17 protein-coding genes are annotated in these 16,204 nt (G+C 29.6%); 9 read left to right on the forward strand and 8 right to left on the reverse strand.

Annotated elements, in window-relative coordinates:
* Positions 1–25 precede the first annotated feature (25 nt).
* On the reverse strand, positions 26–637 hold the full coding sequence (locus BW723_RS07720) for a thioredoxin family protein (RefSeq protein WP_068356529.1): 612 nt from the start codon (positions 635–637) through the stop codon (positions 26–28).
* On the reverse strand, positions 637–2,154 hold the full coding sequence (gene gpmI / locus BW723_RS07725) for a 2,3-bisphosphoglycerate-independent phosphoglycerate mutase (RefSeq protein ID WP_068356526.1): 1,518 nt from the start codon (positions 2,152–2,154) through the stop codon (positions 637–639). The genes BW723_RS07720 and gpmI overlap by 1 nt, the downstream gene beginning before the upstream one ends.
* A 264-nt stretch (positions 2,155–2,418) precedes the next feature.
* Here gpmI and BW723_RS07730 point away from each other — a divergent pair, with 264 nt between their 5' ends.
* On the forward strand, positions 2,419–2,814 hold the full coding sequence (locus BW723_RS07730) for an ankyrin repeat domain-containing protein (RefSeq protein ID WP_068356524.1): 396 nt from the start codon (positions 2,419–2,421) through the stop codon (positions 2,812–2,814).
* A gap of 50 nt (positions 2,815–2,864) precedes the next feature.
* Here BW723_RS07730 and BW723_RS07735 read toward each other — a convergent pair whose 3' ends face one another.
* The 3 genes from BW723_RS07735 to BW723_RS07745 are packed head-to-tail and all read right to left on the reverse strand — an operon-like array spanning position 2,865 to position 5,357.
* Positions 2,865–3,131: a hypothetical protein gene (locus BW723_RS07735; RefSeq protein ID WP_068356521.1), complete on the reverse strand. Its 267-nt coding sequence runs from the start codon at positions 3,129–3,131 to the stop codon at positions 2,865–2,867.
* A 52-nt stretch (positions 3,132–3,183) separates the two neighbouring features.
* Positions 3,184–4,266, reverse strand: coding sequence for a family 10 glycosylhydrolase (locus tag BW723_RS07740; RefSeq protein WP_068356518.1), 1,083 nt, complete (start codon positions 4,264–4,266; stop codon positions 3,184–3,186).
* Between the two features lie 5 nt (positions 4,267–4,271).
* A complete protein-coding gene (locus tag BW723_RS07745) occupies positions 4,272–5,357 on the reverse strand; it encodes a carbohydrate-binding family 9-like protein (protein ID WP_068356516.1) in 1,086 nt (361 codons plus the stop codon).
* 111 nt (positions 5,358–5,468) lie between these two features.
* Between BW723_RS07745 and BW723_RS07750 the strand changes: the two genes are divergently transcribed.
* Positions 5,469–7,214 carry an aromatic amino acid hydroxylase gene (locus tag BW723_RS07750; RefSeq protein WP_068356513.1) on the forward strand — a complete coding sequence of 582 codons (1,746 nt, stop codon included), beginning with the start codon at positions 5,469–5,471 and terminating at the stop codon, positions 7,212–7,214.
* A gap of 41 nt (positions 7,215–7,255) precedes the next feature.
* The gene (locus tag BW723_RS07755; RefSeq protein ID WP_068356942.1) at positions 7,256–7,531 is read left to right on the forward strand and encodes a rhodanese-like domain-containing protein; all 276 of its coding nucleotides are present in this window, start codon (positions 7,256–7,258) and stop codon (positions 7,529–7,531) included.
* A gap of 46 nt (positions 7,532–7,577) precedes the next feature.
* Here the strand turns inward: BW723_RS07755 and BW723_RS07760 are convergent, their stop codons facing one another.
* Both BW723_RS07760 and alaS read right to left on the reverse strand, forming a co-directional pair.
* Entirely contained in the window at positions 7,578–8,528 is a 951-nt protein-coding gene (locus tag BW723_RS07760; RefSeq protein WP_068356510.1) for a GSCFA domain-containing protein, read from the reverse strand.
* Positions 8,529–8,661: 133 nt separating this feature from the next.
* A complete protein-coding gene (gene alaS, locus BW723_RS07765; protein WP_068356507.1) occupies positions 8,662–11,280 on the reverse strand; it encodes an alanine--tRNA ligase in 2,619 nt (872 codons plus the stop codon).
* 160 nt (positions 11,281–11,440) lie between these two features.
* Between alaS and BW723_RS07770 the strand changes: the two genes are divergently transcribed.
* The 6 genes from BW723_RS07770 (at position 11,441) to BW723_RS07795 (ending at position 15,823) form a co-directional block, all read left to right on the forward strand.
* Positions 11,441–12,403, forward strand: coding sequence for a M23 family metallopeptidase (locus BW723_RS07770; protein WP_068356504.1), 963 nt, complete (start codon positions 11,441–11,443; stop codon positions 12,401–12,403).
* A gap of 181 nt (positions 12,404–12,584) precedes the next feature.
* A complete protein-coding gene (locus tag BW723_RS07775; protein ID WP_068356500.1) occupies positions 12,585–12,914 on the forward strand; it encodes a MerR family transcriptional regulator in 330 nt (109 codons plus the stop codon).
* Positions 12,915–13,028: 114 nt separating this feature from the next.
* Positions 13,029–13,625 (forward strand): LemA family protein, encoded by a 597-nt coding sequence (locus BW723_RS07780; RefSeq protein ID WP_068356497.1) that lies wholly within the window; start codon positions 13,029–13,031, stop codon positions 13,623–13,625.
* Between the two features lie 16 nt (positions 13,626–13,641).
* The gene (locus BW723_RS07785; protein ID WP_068356495.1) at positions 13,642–14,079 is read left to right on the forward strand and encodes a TPM domain-containing protein; all 438 of its coding nucleotides are present in this window, start codon (positions 13,642–13,644) and stop codon (positions 14,077–14,079) included.
* Entirely contained in the window at positions 14,079–14,930 is an 852-nt protein-coding gene (locus tag BW723_RS07790) for a TPM domain-containing protein (protein ID WP_068356493.1), read from the forward strand. Before BW723_RS07785 ends, BW723_RS07790 begins: the two co-directional genes overlap by 1 nt.
* Positions 14,931–14,980: 50 nt before the next feature.
* A complete protein-coding gene (locus tag BW723_RS07795; RefSeq protein ID WP_068356490.1) occupies positions 14,981–15,823 on the forward strand; it encodes an SdiA-regulated domain-containing protein in 843 nt (280 codons plus the stop codon).
* Here BW723_RS07795 and BW723_RS07800 read toward each other — a convergent pair.
* Positions 15,820–16,203 (reverse strand): DUF423 domain-containing protein, encoded by a 384-nt coding sequence (locus tag BW723_RS07800; protein WP_068356940.1) that lies wholly within the window; start codon positions 16,201–16,203, stop codon positions 15,820–15,822. The two genes, BW723_RS07795 and BW723_RS07800, sit on opposite strands and share 4 nt — an antisense overlap.
* Position 16,204 lies beyond the last annotated feature (1 nt).

Raw genomic sequence — 16,204 nt, forward strand, 5'->3', positions numbered from 1 at the left:
GAAAATTATTGACTAAAAATAGAACTTATTCGCTCTTATCGTAAGAATGTTTATAAGGTGCTCCTGTAACTATTTTTAAAATGTCTTTTTCAAGATTTTCTCTTGGATATTCTACATAACGTCCTACCTCTTTACCCTCTTTATAAAAAATAAAAGTTGGTACTCTAATTATGTTGTAACCTTCTTGTAAATTATCGGGTGTTTTTTTGTTTCTACCTACTGTAACAAGTTCAAAATAATTTAAATCAAAACCAGTTTCTTCTAGTATTTTATAAAAACGCGGCGTTTCTCTTTTACTGTCTCCACACCAAGTACCCATAAAACCTTTAATGGTAAAATCATTAATAATAGGTTTTAGTTTTTCTATGATTTCTTTGTTGGTATTATACTCACTATATCTGCTGTTAAACCAAGATTTATAAGAAGCATCTGCAAAAGAATTTTTATCAGCAAAACCAATTAAATAACCTCTATCGTTTTTAGTAGCACTTGCTTTTTCAGCTTTTACCTTAATATATTCTTTAGCTTTTACAACTTTTTTAGCTACTTCTGTTTCTTTGTTTTCTACAGTAGATTTACTTGAGTTACAAGCAAAAACAAGAGTAGTTAAAAATATAAATATGATTTTCTTTAGCATTATAAAAGTGATTTTTGTGTCATTTCTTCTGGTTGTTCTACGCCCATTAAATCTAAAATAGTTGGTGCTATATCACCTAAAATTCCGCTTTTAATTGATTTTATTTCATCATCAATTAAAATAAAAGGAACCGGATTTGTTGTGTGTGCTGTATGAGGAGATCCATCAGGATTCATCATTGTTTCGCAGTTTCCATGATCTGCAATTAATAAAGTAGAATAACCATTTGCTAAACCAGTTTCTATAACTTCTTTGGCACAAATATCTACAGTTTCACAAGCTTTAATAGCTGCTTCCATAATTCCTGTATGCCCAACCATATCTCCATTTGCAAAATTTAAACAAACAAAATCAGCTTCTCCTTTTTCTAAATCTTCGCAAAGCGCATCTTTTAATTCGTAAGCAGACATTTCTGGCTTTAAATCGTAAGTTGCTACTTTTGGCGAATTTCTTAAAATTCGAGATTCACCTTCAAAAGGTTCTTCTTGACCTCCAGAAAAGAAAAAAGTTACGTGAGGATATTTCTCAGTTTCAGCAATTCTGATTTGTTTTTTACCGGCTTTAGATAATACTTCTCCTAAAGTATTTTTGATGTTGTCGTTATTATAAATCACATTAATTCCTTTAAAAGAAGAATCATACATTGTGATTGTTGTAAAGTATAAGTCTAATTTTTTCATTCCGAATTCTGGGAAATCATTCTGACTTAAAACGTTTGTTAATTCTCTACCTCTATCTGTTCTGTAGTTAAAGAAAATTACAGCATCACCTTCTTTTATTTGTGCTTTTGGAGAACCATCTTCGTTTGTAATTATGATTGGTTTGTGAAATTCATCAGTTAAACCAGCTTCATAATTTGCATTTAAAGTTGCAATTGCATCTGTAGTTTTTGTACCTATACCATTTACAAGGCCATCGTAAGTTTCTTTAATACGTTCCCATCTATTATCTCTATCCATGGCATAATAACGACCTGTAATTGATGCTAATTCACCGACACTTTTTGTCATATATTCTTGTACATCATTAATAAAATACGTACCAGATTTTGGATCACAATCTCTACCATCTGTAAAAGCGTGTAAGAAAACATTGGTAACATCATTTTCTTTTGCAACATCTAATAACCCTTTTAAATGATCTATGTGTGCGTGAATACCTCCGTTAGAAACCAAGCCTAATAAATGAACATTTTTGTTATTTTCTTTGGCATACTTAAAAGTATCTAACAATACTTTTTCTTTACCTAACGTTTTTTCTTTTACAGCTTTGTTAATTCTAGCTAAATTCTGATATACAATTCTACCAGCACCTAAATTCATATGACCAACTTCTGAATTACCCATTTGTCCTTCAGGTAAACCAACGTGTTCACCATCTGTTCTTAATTGAGCATTTGGATATTTGTCATATAAAGAATTGATATATGGCGTTTTTGCGTTGTATATGGCAGATACTTTTGGGTCTTGTGTAATTCCCCAACCATCTAAAATCATTAAGATAACCTTCTTGTTCATTGTGTAGTTTTATTAGGTAAAAATAAGAAAGATTTTGGAGATATTTTTAAAATTCTACGAAACCGATAAAGTTGAGATTAAACGAATTTAAAAGTGTAATAAATATGATATTAACATAAATTGAGTTTTTTTTTAGATAAAATATACGAATGCGTTAAACGCTTGTTAAATAAGGTAAAGCTCTGAAACATAATTGATTTTGATTGGTCTATTAAATATATAAACAACCATAAATTATCATATTAATCTAAAAACTTATCTATTATGAAAAAATTAATTTTAAGCAGCTTTATCTGCTTATTGGCGTTCTCAAGTTCAAGTAACGCAACTTCGTTAAATTTAAAAGAGAAAACTGTAGCATCAACAAAAGCTGGCTATGCAGTAAGTTCATTCTGTAAATTGATACAAATGGGAAATTATGACGCTGTAAAATCGCTTATAGAATCTGGTCAAGATGTTAATGAAAAATCAACAGGTTTAACACCTTTAATGTTTGCTGCTAGACATAATAAATCTAAAATCGCAAAATTATTAATTGATAATGGAGCAAAATTAAATACAAAATCTGATAAAGCTACAAGGTTAACTGCTTTGCAAATTGCAAAAAGGTCTAAAGCTGTAGATGTAATAAAAGTAATTAAAGAAGCTTACAGAAAATAAGCATTAAAGTATAAAATTAATAAGCCGTCTGAAAAGATGGCTTTTTTTATTTAAAATTTTACAAAACCTATTAGGTAAATAACGATTATTAAAATACTACCAGAAATAAGTAAAATTCTTATTAATTTTTTTTTATTTTCTGATTGTAATTTTTCTCTTATTCTTTTTAATTGTTGAGGTGTTGCTTTTTTATCAAAAGAAACTTGAATGTTTTTACCTTCTTTAAAATCTTTCATTTTTTGAAAAGTCGAAACGCGTGTTCTTTTGTTATTTTTTAGACTAGTAATCATTGCTGCTGCAGAACCTCCAAAACCCATAATAGTATATCTTTTATTATAAGTAGTTGAAAATCAGTAAATGTTACAGTTTCTATTTTTTGAATTCTGATTTTAGTTTGATAAAAACCGCTTTTTGTGCTGCAGTTAAATCATCCGCAGTAAAAATAGAAATACCTTTTGCGCCATTTTTTTTAGCAATTTTAATGGCTTTTTCTAAATCTTCTGGTTTTCTTAAAGCAGGAGAATATAAACCAGAAATTATAGGGAAATCTACATCATTAACATCTTGTTTTGTAGCAAAACCAATCCAATTGATGTTTTCTCTGTAAAAATTTTGATATAGCATTGGGTAGGCTGTATCTAAATTCCAATCGTTCCAAGCTTGTCTAACCATTTGTCTAGACATTGTAGGAAAGGGAAAAACAGCAGCTGTTACTTTTTTGTTTTTGGTATGCGCAATTGCTACAATTTCGTTAACCAAAGTTGTAACTGCATTCAATCTAAATTGGCGCCATTCTGTAGATAATTCAGGATGTTCGAAGTCAATAGGATCTTTATCAAAAATTGCTTTGAATTGTTTTCTGGCAATAGGATGATAATCATAATCAAACTCAGGCATTTCTGTATCTTGGACCAAGTTGTATTTTGGTTGTAAATCTGCACCCAAAATAACATCAGGATATCTAACATAATCTAAATGAACTGAAGCTAAGCCGTCTATTTTCATGAACTCTTTTGCGTTACTTATAATATAATCTCTGGCCTCTGGATGAAAAGGACTCAACCACTGATAATAATCTACATAAGCTCTATAATCTAAGGAGTTTTGCAGGTTTCTATTTACAGCATACCACTCTGGATGTTGCATGGCTATAGTATCATTAGGTCTGTTTAACGTCCACATCCAACCATGGACTTTTATGTTTTTTTGATTGGCAATTGGTATAATTTTTTCTAAAATTTCTGGAGCACCACTTACCAGAATTTCACTAATGCCTAAAGAATCGTAATATTTAATCTTTTTTTTCCATTTTAATTTGTCAAACGTATTTCCTGCGGATGTCCATGAAGCAAATACAAAACTTTCCTTTTTAACTTTTAAGGATGATTTATCATCATTTTTGCAACTAACAATTGCTAATAGTAAAATGCTTAAAAAAATATTTTTTGTCATAATTTTTATTTTCTGATGATAAAACCATCCTCTTTAATTGTATATTTTTTTTGCTTTTTTTTGTTTTCTGTGCTAAGAGTAAAACCTGAATTTGTTCTGATAAAAGAAGCATCTACAATTACATCATTATAAGTTAAAGAAGTAAATTCAGTTTTAAAACCAATTTCTTTTTCTTTTAAAAATTGCAAATCACCAAAGTTTATTTTTCGAAATAAGGCGAATGTAATTTGTTCTGAAATTATTGAGGTTTTGGGTTTAAAAACTTCGTGTTCAGATGCGTTTTTATTCGAAAATTGAAGGTATCCCCAGTTTTCAGGAATGTGCATATTTATAGCTCCTTGATTGCTCCAAACCCAATTATATTCAGGTAAATATGTATTATTGACTTTTTTTCGAGCATATTTATCATCAATAATTTCGAAATCCCACTCAACTCTAGAAAAATTTATACGCCATTGTTCACCATCAACGGGTTTGTTTTTTGGTTGATTTTTAAGTGTGACAAGAGGTTCTAGTGGAATTGCAATTTCTAAGGACCAAAAATCATCTTCATCAGAAAAATCATTTAAAGTTCCTTTCATAAAAACTGCTGATTTAAGATTGTTTAAATTCCAACTATTATCTGCATTTCCGCTAAAACGATAAGGTTTGTCTAATTTTAAATCCCAAACCGTATTTAGAGCATTTATTTCAATTTCTCCATAATTATAGGTGTCGTTAGATGGATCTATAAAAACTTCAAAATCGTTATTGTAAAAAATAACTTCGTCTCTTTTTTTAATATCCGCCCAAATGTGTTTTTCTTTTAGTTTAGCATAAATATAAAGGTAATTTTTGTCCCAAAGCATTTTAACATTAGTTTGTTGTTTTGGTGTTTTTACCCCTTCAATATCTATAAAATTAGTTGTAAATTTTGCATTTTTCCAATCAATTTCATCCGCTTTTCCATCAATAATAATTTCTGAAGTGGCTTTATGCACCACATAATTTTTGGGGATGATAATGTCATCAGAAATATCAACCATAATTTTCTGCTCTTTTGCACAGCAGAATAAAAGTAGTGTTACACCTAAATAAAATAGTTTTTTCAAGGAATGCTTTTTTTATAAAGCTAAAGTAATAAAAAAGCAGTTGTAAATAAATTGTATTGATTTATCTGTAATTATTCGTAATTTTACCTAACTAATTTTATGAAATTCGTAATGAAAACTCCTTTAGAATTTAACGAAGTAACTCAGAAACTGCCTAAACACTTGCATAAGTTTATTGTAAAGCAACCTTATGATGCATATACAGCACAAAATCAAGCAGTTTGGAGATATGTAATGCGTATGAACATAGATTATTTAAGCAAAGTTGCGCATAAATCGTACATACCTGGTTTGCAAAAAACAGGAATTTCTTCAGAAAATATTCCTAGAATGGAAGGTATGAATCGTATTTTAAAAGAAATTGGTTGGGCTGCAGTTTCTGTGGATGGATTTATTCCGCCAAACGCTTTTATGGAATTCCAAGCTTATAATGTTTTGGTAATTGCTTCAGATATGAGAACTATAAATCATATAGAATATACTCCAGCACCAGATATTATTCATGAAGCAGCTGGCCACGCGCCAATTATTGCAAATCCTGAGTATGCAGAATATTTAAGACGTTTTGGTGAAATTGGTAGCAAAGCAATTTCATCTGCTAAAGATTACGAAATGTACGAGGCAATTCGACTTTTATCCATTTTAAAAGAAGATCCAAATTCTACGGATTTGCAAGTTAAAGAAGCACAAGAAAAAGTAGAAGAATTGCAAAATAATATGGGCGAATTATCAGAAATGGCTCAAATTAGAAATTTACATTGGTGGACAGTAGAATATGGTTTAATTGGTTCTTTAGATGATCCTAAAATATATGGAGCAGGACTTTTATCATCTATAGGAGAAAGTGCTTGGTGTATGCAGAACGAAGTAAAAAAACTACCTTATTCTATAGAAGCTGCTACTAAGAATTTTGATATTACAAAACCACAACCTCAATTATTTGTAACTCCAGATTTTGCATATTTAAGTTTGGTTTTAGATGAGTTTGCCAATACAATGGCTTTAAGAAATGGCGGTTTAAATGGAATTAAAAAATTAATAAATTCTAAAAATATTGGAACCATAGAATTAACAACCGGTATTCAAATTTCGGGTATTTTTGATGATGTAATTCAGTTTAAAAATAATAAAGTTGCTTATTTTCAAACTATTGGTAAAACAGCTTTAGCCAATAGAGACAAAGAATTAATTGGTCATGGAGCAACAAAACACGCTAATGGTTTTGGTAGCCCAATTGGTAAATTAAAAGGAATTAATTTGCCAATAGAAGATATGAGTCCTAGAGATTTAAAAGCTTACGGAATTTACGAAGGCGAGTTTATGACTTTAGAGTTCGAAAGTGGAGTAGTAGTAAAAGGAAAAGCAATAACTGGCACTAGAGATTTAAGAGGTAAAATTTTAATCATCACTTTTACAGATTGTACAGTAACTTATAAAGAAAAAATACTTTTTAAACCTGAATGGGGTTTGTATGATATGGCTGTTGGTAAAGAAGTAATTTCGGCTTATGCAGGTCCTGCAGATGTAAATTCTTTCGAAAATTCTACTAAAGTTTCTGAAGTCAAAACACATAAAATAAAGTATTCAGAAAAAGAGAATGCATTGTATTTTTTATACGACCAAGTAAAAGAAATGCGTGAAGATAATTCAGTATCAGAATTAAAAATAACAGAAATTTTTAATCAGTTAAAAACTAAATTTTCTAAGGATTGGTTATTGAATTTAGAACTCTATGAATTAGCTTTGCAAAATAATTACAAGATTAAATCTAAAATTTTAGCAACATTACACGAGTTAAAGTGTAACAAAAGCTACACAAGGTTAATTGAAAATGGATTAGCTTTGTGCCAAAATTAAGAGATAATATGGGTTTATTTAACTTGTTTAAAAGAAAAAATATGAGTGCAGAAATTAAAGAATATTTAGAAAAAGGAGCAGTTGTTTTAGATGTAAGAACACAAGAAGAATGGAATGAAGGGCATTCTGAAGGCGCAAAACACATTGTGTTAACAGTAATTCCTTTAAATGTAGATGAAATAAAATCTTGGAATAAACCTGTAATTGCTGTTTGTAGAAGTGGTGCAAGAAGTGGACAAGCAACTCAGTTTTTGCAAAACCATGGCATAGATGTAATTAATGGAGGTCCTTGGGGAGATGTAGATCAATATCTATAAATTTTGGATCTCTGTATAGGTTTTAAAACACAATTTCGGTTGTGTTTTAAAACTTTATAAAAGAAAATTCCTTCTGAATTTTATCTTTTTTTGCTTCTAAATTATTAAGAAATTGCTGATGTTGTTCAGAACTCTCATTAAAAGGTCTGTGTAAAATTCCTCTTTGAATGGCATCAATTTCTTTTAAAGTTGCTTTTGTTTTATCTGAAAACCAAGTTGCTATAAACCTTTCCCAAATGTAATTTATGGCAGTTTTATTAGGATGAATCATATCTTCATTATAAAAACGATAATCGCGTAATTCATCCATCATAATTTCGTAAGAAGGAAAATAATGCGTGTTTTTTCTTTCATCAATTATTTGATGTATTGCTGTAATTAAATGGCTTTTACTTTGTGTATTTTCTATAAAACCATCTTTAAAATGCCTAACAGGCGAAACTGTAAACAAAATAGATACATTCTTATTTATAGATTTTATCAATGCAATTATAGCTTCTAAACTTTCGGTAATTTCATCAACACTTAACAATTCTTTTAAGAATTTTTTTTGCGGAATTTTATGACAATTAACTACAATTTTATCGCTTTCTATATGTCTGTAAACCCAAGAAGTACCTAGTGTAATTACAATATGTGATGCTTCTTCTAATTTTTTATTTGTTGATGTAATTGCTGAATTTAAATGATTTAATATCTCATTTTTATCCAATGAACTTAAGCTAGAATGCGCATCAAATGAATGCCAAATTTCATTTTGATAAATTAAATCTTCTTCTGTATATTTTTTTTGGTTGATAACATTTGTTACTAAATTTTCTATAGCAATAGGATGAAACAAAATACCAAACGGATTTTGCAAAGATTGAAACTTAAAATAATTAAATTTATTTCCAATATTTTCAGAAAAACAAGAACCCAATAGCAATACTTTAGAATTATAATTGATTTGATTTTTAGTTTCTTTTTGAATTAGAATTTTAGTTTGCAGTTTCATTTTTATAGAAGTGATTTTTACTATTTATTAAATAAAAAAGAACTTACATACCAAATTCCAAGACCAGAAAGAATCAGCACAATTATGATGATAAAAAGTATAATGAAAAAAGAAAATTTACTCTTTATTTTTTTCAAACTATATATTCTTTCGCTTTTTCTAAAACTTTAGGAATTCCACCAGGATTTTTACCACCAGCAGTTGCAAAGAAAGGTTGGCCACCTCCACCTCCATGAATTAATTTCCCCAATTCTCTAACCACAGTTCCTGCATTATAACCACGTTCGTTTGCTAATTCTTTAGAAATATAACAAGTTAATAATGCTTTGTCATTTTTAGGAGAAGAAGCAAATAACAAAAATAAATTCTGATGTTCTTTACCCAAACCAAAAGCCAAGTTTTTAATTCCGTTTGCGTCTAAATCTACCTTAGTTGCTAAAAACTGAACGCCGTTAATTTCTTGTAATTGGTTTTTAATTTCTCCTGATAAGTTTTGCGCTTTTTCTTTTAGTAATTGCTCAACTTGTTTTTGTAAATCAGCATTTTCGTCTTGTAATTTTTGAACTGCTTTTACAGGATCTTTTGCGTTGTTTAATAAATCTTTTACTTCGAATAAAGTTCTGTTATTATCAAAATAAAAATCTTTAACAGCATCATTTGTAATGGCTTCAATTCTTCGAATTCCTGCAGCAACTGCACTTTCAGATTTAATTTTAAAATGCCAGATATCGCCTGTATTTTTTACGTGAGTTCCACCACAAAGTTCTACAGATTTACCAAATTTAATTGCTCTAACAGTATCTCCATATTTTTCTCCAAATAAAGCCATTGCTCCATCTGCAATTGCTTTTTCCATAGTAATGTTTCTACTTTCTTCTAAAGGCAATTTACCAGAAATACGAGCATTAACAAAGTTTTCTACATCACGTAATTCATCAACAGTTAATTTAGAAAAGTGAGAAAAATCGAAACGTAAATATTTAGAATGTACAGCAGAACCTTTTTGCTCTACGTGTTTTCCTAAAACTTCTCTTAAAGCTTGGTGTAAAAGGTGAGTTGCAGTATGGTTGCACTCAGTTCTGTAACGTTGTTTTTCATCTACATTTGCTTTAAAAGCAGCATTTACATTTTCGGGTAAATTTTTAGTAAAATGAATAATTACATTATTTTCTTTTTTGGTATCAATTATATAAATAACATCGCCATTTACATTTTCTAAATACCCTTTATCACCAACTTGTCCACCACCTTCTGGATAAAAAGGAGTTAAATTAAAAACAAGTTGATACATTGTTCCGTCTTTTTTAGAAGTAACTTTTCTGTAACGTGTAATTTTTACATTGGCTTCTAAAAAATCGTAACCAATAAATTCTTGTACAGCATCATCAACTAAAACTGTCCAATCTTCTGTAGACATTTCACTTGCAGCACGAGATCTATTTTTTTGTTTTTGAAGTTCAGCTTCAAAGCCTTTTTCATCTAAAGTATATCCTTTTTCTGATAAAATTAAAGCAGTTAAATCTATAGGAAAACCAAAAGTATCATACAATTCAAAAACTTTATCACCAGAAATTTCTTTTGTTTTTGCTGATGCAATAATGCCATCTAACAAAACCAAACCTTGATCTAGTGTTCTTAAAAAAGAAGTTTCTTCTTCTTTAATTACGTTTTCTATTAGTTGCTTTTGCGCTTTAATTTCTGGGAAAGCTGTACCCATTTTTTTGCTTAAAACATCAACTAATCTATAAATAAAAGGTTCTTTTTTATCTAAAAATGTAAATCCGTAACGTACGGCTCTTCTTAAAATTCTACGAATTACATAGCCAGCACCTGTGTTGCTTGGTAATTGACCATCAGCAATAGAAAAAGCGACAGCTCTAACGTGATCAGAAATTACACGAGTTGCAATGTCTTGTTGTTCGTTTTTACCATATTTGGTGTTGGTAATCGCTTCAATTTCTCTAATAATTGGCGTAAAAACATCGGTATCGTAGTTCGATTGAACATCTTGTAAAACCATACACAAACGCTCAAAGCCCATACCTGTATCAATATGTTTGTTTGGTAATTCTTCTAAATTACCATTTGCTTTTCGGTTGTATTGCATAAAAACCAAGTTCCAGATTTCTACAACTTGCGGATGATCTTCGTTTACCAACGTTTTACCGTCAACTTTTGCTTTTTCTTCTGCAGAACGAATATCAACGTGAATTTCAGAACAAGGTCCACAAGGTCCTTGCTCTCCCATTTCCCAAAAATTATCTTTTTTATTTCCTTTTAAAATACGATCTTCAGCAATAAATTGTTTCCATAAATCGTAAGCTTCTGTGTCCATACCTAAATCATCAGCATCATCAGAACCTTCAAAAACGGTAACATATAAAATATCTTTATCAATTTTATAAACTTCGGTTAACAACTCCCAAGCCCAAGCAATTGCTTCTTTTTTAAAATAATCGCCAAAAGACCAGTTACCTAACATTTCGAATAGCGTATGATGATAAGTATCGTAACCAACTTCTTCTAAATCGTTATGTTTACCAGAAACACGCAAACATTTTTGCGAATCTGTAATTCTGTTCTTTTTTGGAGTTCCATTACCTAAAAAATATTCTTTAAAAGGCGCCATTCCAGAATTAACAAACATCAACGTTGGGTCGTCTTTTGTAACCATTGGAGCAGAAGGAACTACTAAATGAGATTTTTCTTTAAAAAAGTTTAAAAAAGTAGCACGAATTTCTTGAGATTTCATAAAAAAGAAGTTTCCAACAAGTTGGATTTTGTTAATTTATTTTTAAAAAACTGCATAAAAAAAAGCAGTTGTAAAACATTTTGTAAATTTGTTTGTTCTTTAAGTATAGTTAATAACAAATTAGCTGTACAAAAAACACAAAAATAGTATATTTAAGAATATGGCAAAAGTAAAATATTATTATGATGAGAATACCCTTTCTTACAGAAAAATTGCAGTAAAAAAGAGTGATAAATATCGTAAAGTAATATTTAGTTTTTTAGGGGTAGTTTTAATTGCATTTTTTGGTTTTATTGGTTTTAGTCAAATTTTAATGTCGCCTTCTGAGCGTGCACAAAAAAGAGAGTTAGAAAACTTGAAGTTTCATTACGAGCTTATTGAAAAAAGATTAGAAGAAAGTTCTTCGATATTATCTCAATTACAAGAAAGAGATAATAATATTTACCGTAGTTATTTTGAGGCTAATCCAATACCAGAAGAACAACGTAAAGCAGGTTTTGGTGGTGTAAATCGATATAAGAACTTAGAAGGTTTTGATAATTCTGATTTAATTACCAAACTAACCAAAGAGGTAGATATTTTATCGAAACAAATGGTAGTACAGTCTAAATCTTTAGATGAAATTGTAGAACTAGCTAAAGAAAAGAAAAAAATGTTGGCGGCTATACCTGCAATTTTACCTGTTAAAAGAGGAGATTTTTATGTAGCTTCTGGTTATAAAATGAGAATGCATCCTATTTTAAAAATTAATAAATTTCATAAAGGAATGGATTTTACAGCACCAAAAGGTACACCTGTTTATGCTTCTGGAGATGGTAAAATTCATAGAGCACAAAGAAGTAGTACTTTTGGGAATGTAATTTACATAGACCATGGATATGGTTACAAAACCATTTATGCGCATTTAAGTAAAATGGTGGTAAAAAGAAGGCAAGAAGTAAAAAGGGGAGACTTAATAGGTTATGTTGGTAATACAGGTTTATCTGTGGCACCACATTTACATTACGAAGTACATAAAAATGATAGAGCTGTAAACCCTATAAATTTTTATTACGGAGATTTATCTTTGGATGAGTTTGCCAATTTGCAAAAAACGTCAGAAGAAAGTCAGTCTTACGACTAAGTTTTATTGATTTAGTTTTAGGGACAAGAGAAAAGAGATTAAAGAGGATAGATTTTAGATTAAAAAAAGTTGAGGAAATTTTAGAAATTAATCCAATGTTTGTCTAAGCTTCTAAAAGTCTTTTTTTAAACACCAAACACCAAACACCAAACACCAAACACCAAACACTGAATAACAAAAAATGCACGTAGATTTACCCGAAAAACGTTATTATAAAATAGGCGAAGTAGCCAAAGCTTTTCAAGTAAATGCATCTTTAATTCGCTTTTGGGAAAAGGAGTTCAATGTTATTAAGCCAAAAAAAAATGCAAAAGGCAATCGTCTTTTTACTCAAGAAGATATCAAGAACTTTAAGCTAATATTTAATTTAGTTAAAGAAAGAGGTTTTACTTTAGAAGGTGCAAAACAAAAGCTTAAAAAAAATCCAGAAGGAATTTTTAATAATCACGAAATTATTAGCAGATTAGAAGGGGTAAAAGCAGAATTGATTAAAATTAAAAATCAGTTGTAACAAATTCTATTTTCTTGTGTCTAACCATAGGAAACACGCTAATATTCTTTATATTCTCAAGAATATTCGATATTATTGTAATGCAAAAAATCAATCAATAAAAATATAGAAATTATGAAAAAATGGTTAATACCAGTAATAATTATTGTGGTAATTGGGTTTTATCTTTTTAGTAAGGGTAAAAGTTTTAATAATGATGCTGTAGTTTTACAAGAAGACGCAAAAACAGAATGGTCTAATGTAGAAAGTGCTTACCAACGTAGAAACGATTTAATTGGTAATTTAGTAAAAACGGTTCAAGGTGCTGCAGATTTTGAAAAAAGTACATTAACAGAAGTAATTAATGCAAGAGCAAAAGCAACTTCTGTAAATATAAACGCAGGAGATTTAACACCAGATAATTTAGCACAATTTCAACAAGCACAATCTGGTTTAACAGGTGCGTTATCGAAGTTATTAGTTTCTGTAGAACGTTATCCTGATTTAAAAGCGAATGCAAATTTCTTAGAATTACAAAGTCAGTTAGAAGGTACAGAAAACAGAATAAATGTTGCGAGAGATCGTTTTAATGAAGATGTAAATAAATACAATAAACACATTAAAATTTTCCCAAATTCAATATTTGCTGGTTGGTTTAATTTTGATGAAATGGCTAGATATAAATCTAATCCAGGTTCTGAAAATGCAGTAGATGTAAATTTCGAATTTTAATTTATAAAACACTTAAATGTCTAAAGTAGAAGCTTTTTTAACCAAAGAAGAAGAGCAAGAAATTATTGAGGCAATTCGAATTGCCGAAAAAAATACTTCTGGCGAAATTCGTGTACATATAGAAGCTACAACAGATAAAGATCATTACGAACGCTCTTTAGAGGTGTTTCATCTTTTAAAAATGAACAACACAAAAGATGAAAATGCAGTACTGATTTATGTTGCTGTAAACGATAAAAAATTCGTAATTTATGGTGATAAAGGTATTAATAAAGTGGTACCTAAAGACTTCTGGAATTCTACCAAAGACATAATGCAAAATCATTTTAAAAATGCCAACTTTAAACAAGGTATTGTTGATGGTATTTTAAAAGCTGGTGAAGAATTAAAAGCACACTTTCCTTGGCAAATAGATGATGAAAATGAACTTTCTAATGAGATTTCTAAAGGATAATGATGATTCGTAAACAGTTTTTAAAAGATAGTTTTCAGTTCGCAGATTTGTGTAAAAAGTTGTTGCTTGTAATTGCTTTTGTTTTTTCGTTAAACACTTTTTCTCAAGGATTTGAAATTCCTGAAACACCTAAATTTCAAACTAGTGTTTACGATTATGTGAATTTGTTATCAGCAAATCAAAAAAAGAATTTAGAGAGTAAATTAGTTCGTTATTCAGACACAACATCAACCCAAATTGTAATTGCAATTATTTCATCTACAGAAGGTGAAAATATAAATTACTTAGCTGCAAATTGGGGAGAAAAATGGGGAATTGGAGATGCTGAAAAAGACAATGGTGTTTTAGTTTTATTAGCAAAAGACGATAAAAAAATTGCAATCCAAAATGGTAGAGGTGTAGAGCATTTACTGACCGATTTTCAATCGAAAAGAATTATAGATAGAGTTATAATCCCTGAGTTTAGAAAAGGCGATTTTTATGCAGGCTTAAATAAAGGATCTGATTATATTTTTAGAACTTTAAATGGCGAGTTTAAAGGAACACGACAACAAGAATCCGAAGGTTTTGATCCAGGAATTATCATTTTTGTAATTGTTATCATCATCTTTTTTATTCTTATTTCTAGAGGAAATAAAAATAATAGAGGTGGAGGCAGAGGTTATAGAAGAGGTTCTGTAGCAGGCACAATTTTAGATACCATTATTTTAAGCAACGCTGGTAGAGGTGGAGGAAGCTTTGGTGGTGGTTTTGGTGGTTCATCTGGTGGAGGCTCTTTTGGAGGCGGTGGCTTTGGTGGCGGATTTGGAGGTGGCTCTTTTGGAGGTGGAGGTGCTTCTGGAGGTTGGTAAAACCTATCTTTATCTTTCTAAAGTAAATTAATTCAAAAAATTTTATGTTGATGAAAAAGCTTCTTATATCATTCTGTTTGTTATTATTTTTTAGTTGTCAAAATTTCGGACAATTAGAAATGATTGCTGATTTACCAAAGGTTTTAGAAGAGGTTTCTGGAACAGAAACCATAAAAGGTTCTGATTTAATTTGGATGTTGAATGATTCTGGAAATCAACCAAAATTATTTGCAGTTTCTGAAGAAGGTAAAATTCTAAAAGAGATTTATGTTAAAACTAAAAATCACGATTGGGAAGATTTAACTGCGGATAAAAATGGAAACTTATACATTGGTGATTTTGGGAATAATAACAGCAAAAGAAAGAATTTAAGAATTTTAAAGGTTGATAAAAAATACTTAAATAAAAAAAATGCTGAGGTAGAAAAGATTGAATTTGAGTATGAAGATCAGAATAAATTTCCACCAAAAAAGAAAAATTTATTTTTTGATTCAGAGTCTTTTTTTTATTACAATAATCACTTTTATATTTTTACAAAAAGTAGAACAAAGAAAAAATACGGAAAAACTTCTTTGTATAGAATTCCTGCTGAAAAAGGAAAACATAAAGCAAAATTAATTGGCGAATTTGATAATGGTAAAAAATTAGATTCTTGGATTACCTCTGCAGATATTTCTGATGATGGAAAAAAAGTAGTGCTTTTATCACAAAAAAATATTCTAATTTTCACAGATTTTAAAGGTGATAATTTTTTGTCTGGGAATGTAAAAGAAATCGAGTTAACTCATAAATCTCAAAAAGAAGGTATAACCTTTAAAAATAATAATACCTTACTTATTACTGATGAAAAATCGGGTGGTGAAGGTGGTAATTTGTATAAAATAAAGTTCTAAAAGAATACTGTAAACTTATACAAAAGCATAGCCCAACCAGCTGCTAAAAATAAGCCTCCTAAAGGTGTAATTGGTCCTAAAAACTTTAGTTTCTTGTTCTTTGCTGATGAAATAACGAGTAAGTAAATAGAGAAAGAAAACAGAATTACACCAATTATAAATGCATTTACTATGTAATTATCGATAGTTAAAGTATCATCTAAATTAAAGCCTAACACAAGTAAAACTATTGCGTGATACATTTGGTATTTTACGCCAGTTTCAAAACTTTGTAATTGATCTCCACTTAATATTTTCTTTAATAAGTGCGCACCAAAAGCACCAAAAAATATAGCTAAACAGCCAAAAATACTACCAAAAATTAATGCTAATTGACTCATA

This window comes from Polaribacter reichenbachii, assembly GCF_001975665.1.
In the GTDB taxonomy this organism is placed as follows: domain Bacteria; phylum Bacteroidota; class Bacteroidia; order Flavobacteriales; family Flavobacteriaceae; genus Polaribacter; species Polaribacter reichenbachii.

Bases quoted from the DNA above. Each gene is read 5' to 3' on its own strand.
- BW723_RS07755 (WP_068356942.1), top strand. From the start codon at position 7,256: ATGAGTGCAGAAATTAAAGAATATTTAGAAAAAGGAGCAGTTGTTTTA.
- BW723_RS07775 (WP_068356500.1), top strand. From the start codon at position 12,585: ATGCACGTAGATTTACCCGAAAAACGTTATTATAAAATAGGCGAAGTA.
- BW723_RS07800 (WP_068356940.1), bottom strand. From the start codon at position 16,203: ATGAGTCAATTAGCATTAATTTTTGGTAGTATTTTTGGCTGTTTAGCT.
- BW723_RS07790 (WP_068356493.1), top strand. From the start codon at position 14,079: ATGATGATTCGTAAACAGTTTTTAAAAGATAGTTTTCAGTTCGCAGAT.
- alaS (WP_068356507.1), bottom strand. From the start codon at position 11,280: ATGAAATCTCAAGAAATTCGTGCTACTTTTTTAAACTTTTTTAAAGAA.
- BW723_RS07730 (WP_068356524.1), top strand. From the start codon at position 2,419: ATGAAAAAATTAATTTTAAGCAGCTTTATCTGCTTATTGGCGTTCTCA.
- BW723_RS07760 (WP_068356510.1), bottom strand. From the start codon at position 8,528: ATGAAACTGCAAACTAAAATTCTAATTCAAAAAGAAACTAAAAATCAA.
- BW723_RS07795 (WP_068356490.1), top strand. From the start codon at position 14,981: ATGAAAAAGCTTCTTATATCATTCTGTTTGTTATTATTTTTTAGTTGT.
- BW723_RS07770 (WP_068356504.1), top strand. From the start codon at position 11,441: ATGGCAAAAGTAAAATATTATTATGATGAGAATACCCTTTCTTACAGA.
- BW723_RS07785 (WP_068356495.1), top strand. From the start codon at position 13,642: ATGTCTAAAGTAGAAGCTTTTTTAACCAAAGAAGAAGAGCAAGAAATT.
- BW723_RS07750 (WP_068356513.1), top strand. From the start codon at position 5,469: ATGAAAACTCCTTTAGAATTTAACGAAGTAACTCAGAAACTGCCTAAA.
- gpmI (WP_068356526.1), bottom strand. From the start codon at position 2,154: ATGAACAAGAAGGTTATCTTAATGATTTTAGATGGTTGGGGAATTACA.
- BW723_RS07780 (WP_068356497.1), top strand. From the start codon at position 13,029: ATGAAAAAATGGTTAATACCAGTAATAATTATTGTGGTAATTGGGTTT.
- BW723_RS07720 (WP_068356529.1), bottom strand. From the start codon at position 637: ATGCTAAAGAAAATCATATTTATATTTTTAACTACTCTTGTTTTTGCT.
- BW723_RS07735 (WP_068356521.1), bottom strand. From the start codon at position 3,131: ATGGGTTTTGGAGGTTCTGCAGCAGCAATGATTACTAGTCTAAAAAAT.
- BW723_RS07740 (WP_068356518.1), bottom strand. From the start codon at position 4,266: ATGACAAAAAATATTTTTTTAAGCATTTTACTATTAGCAATTGTTAGT.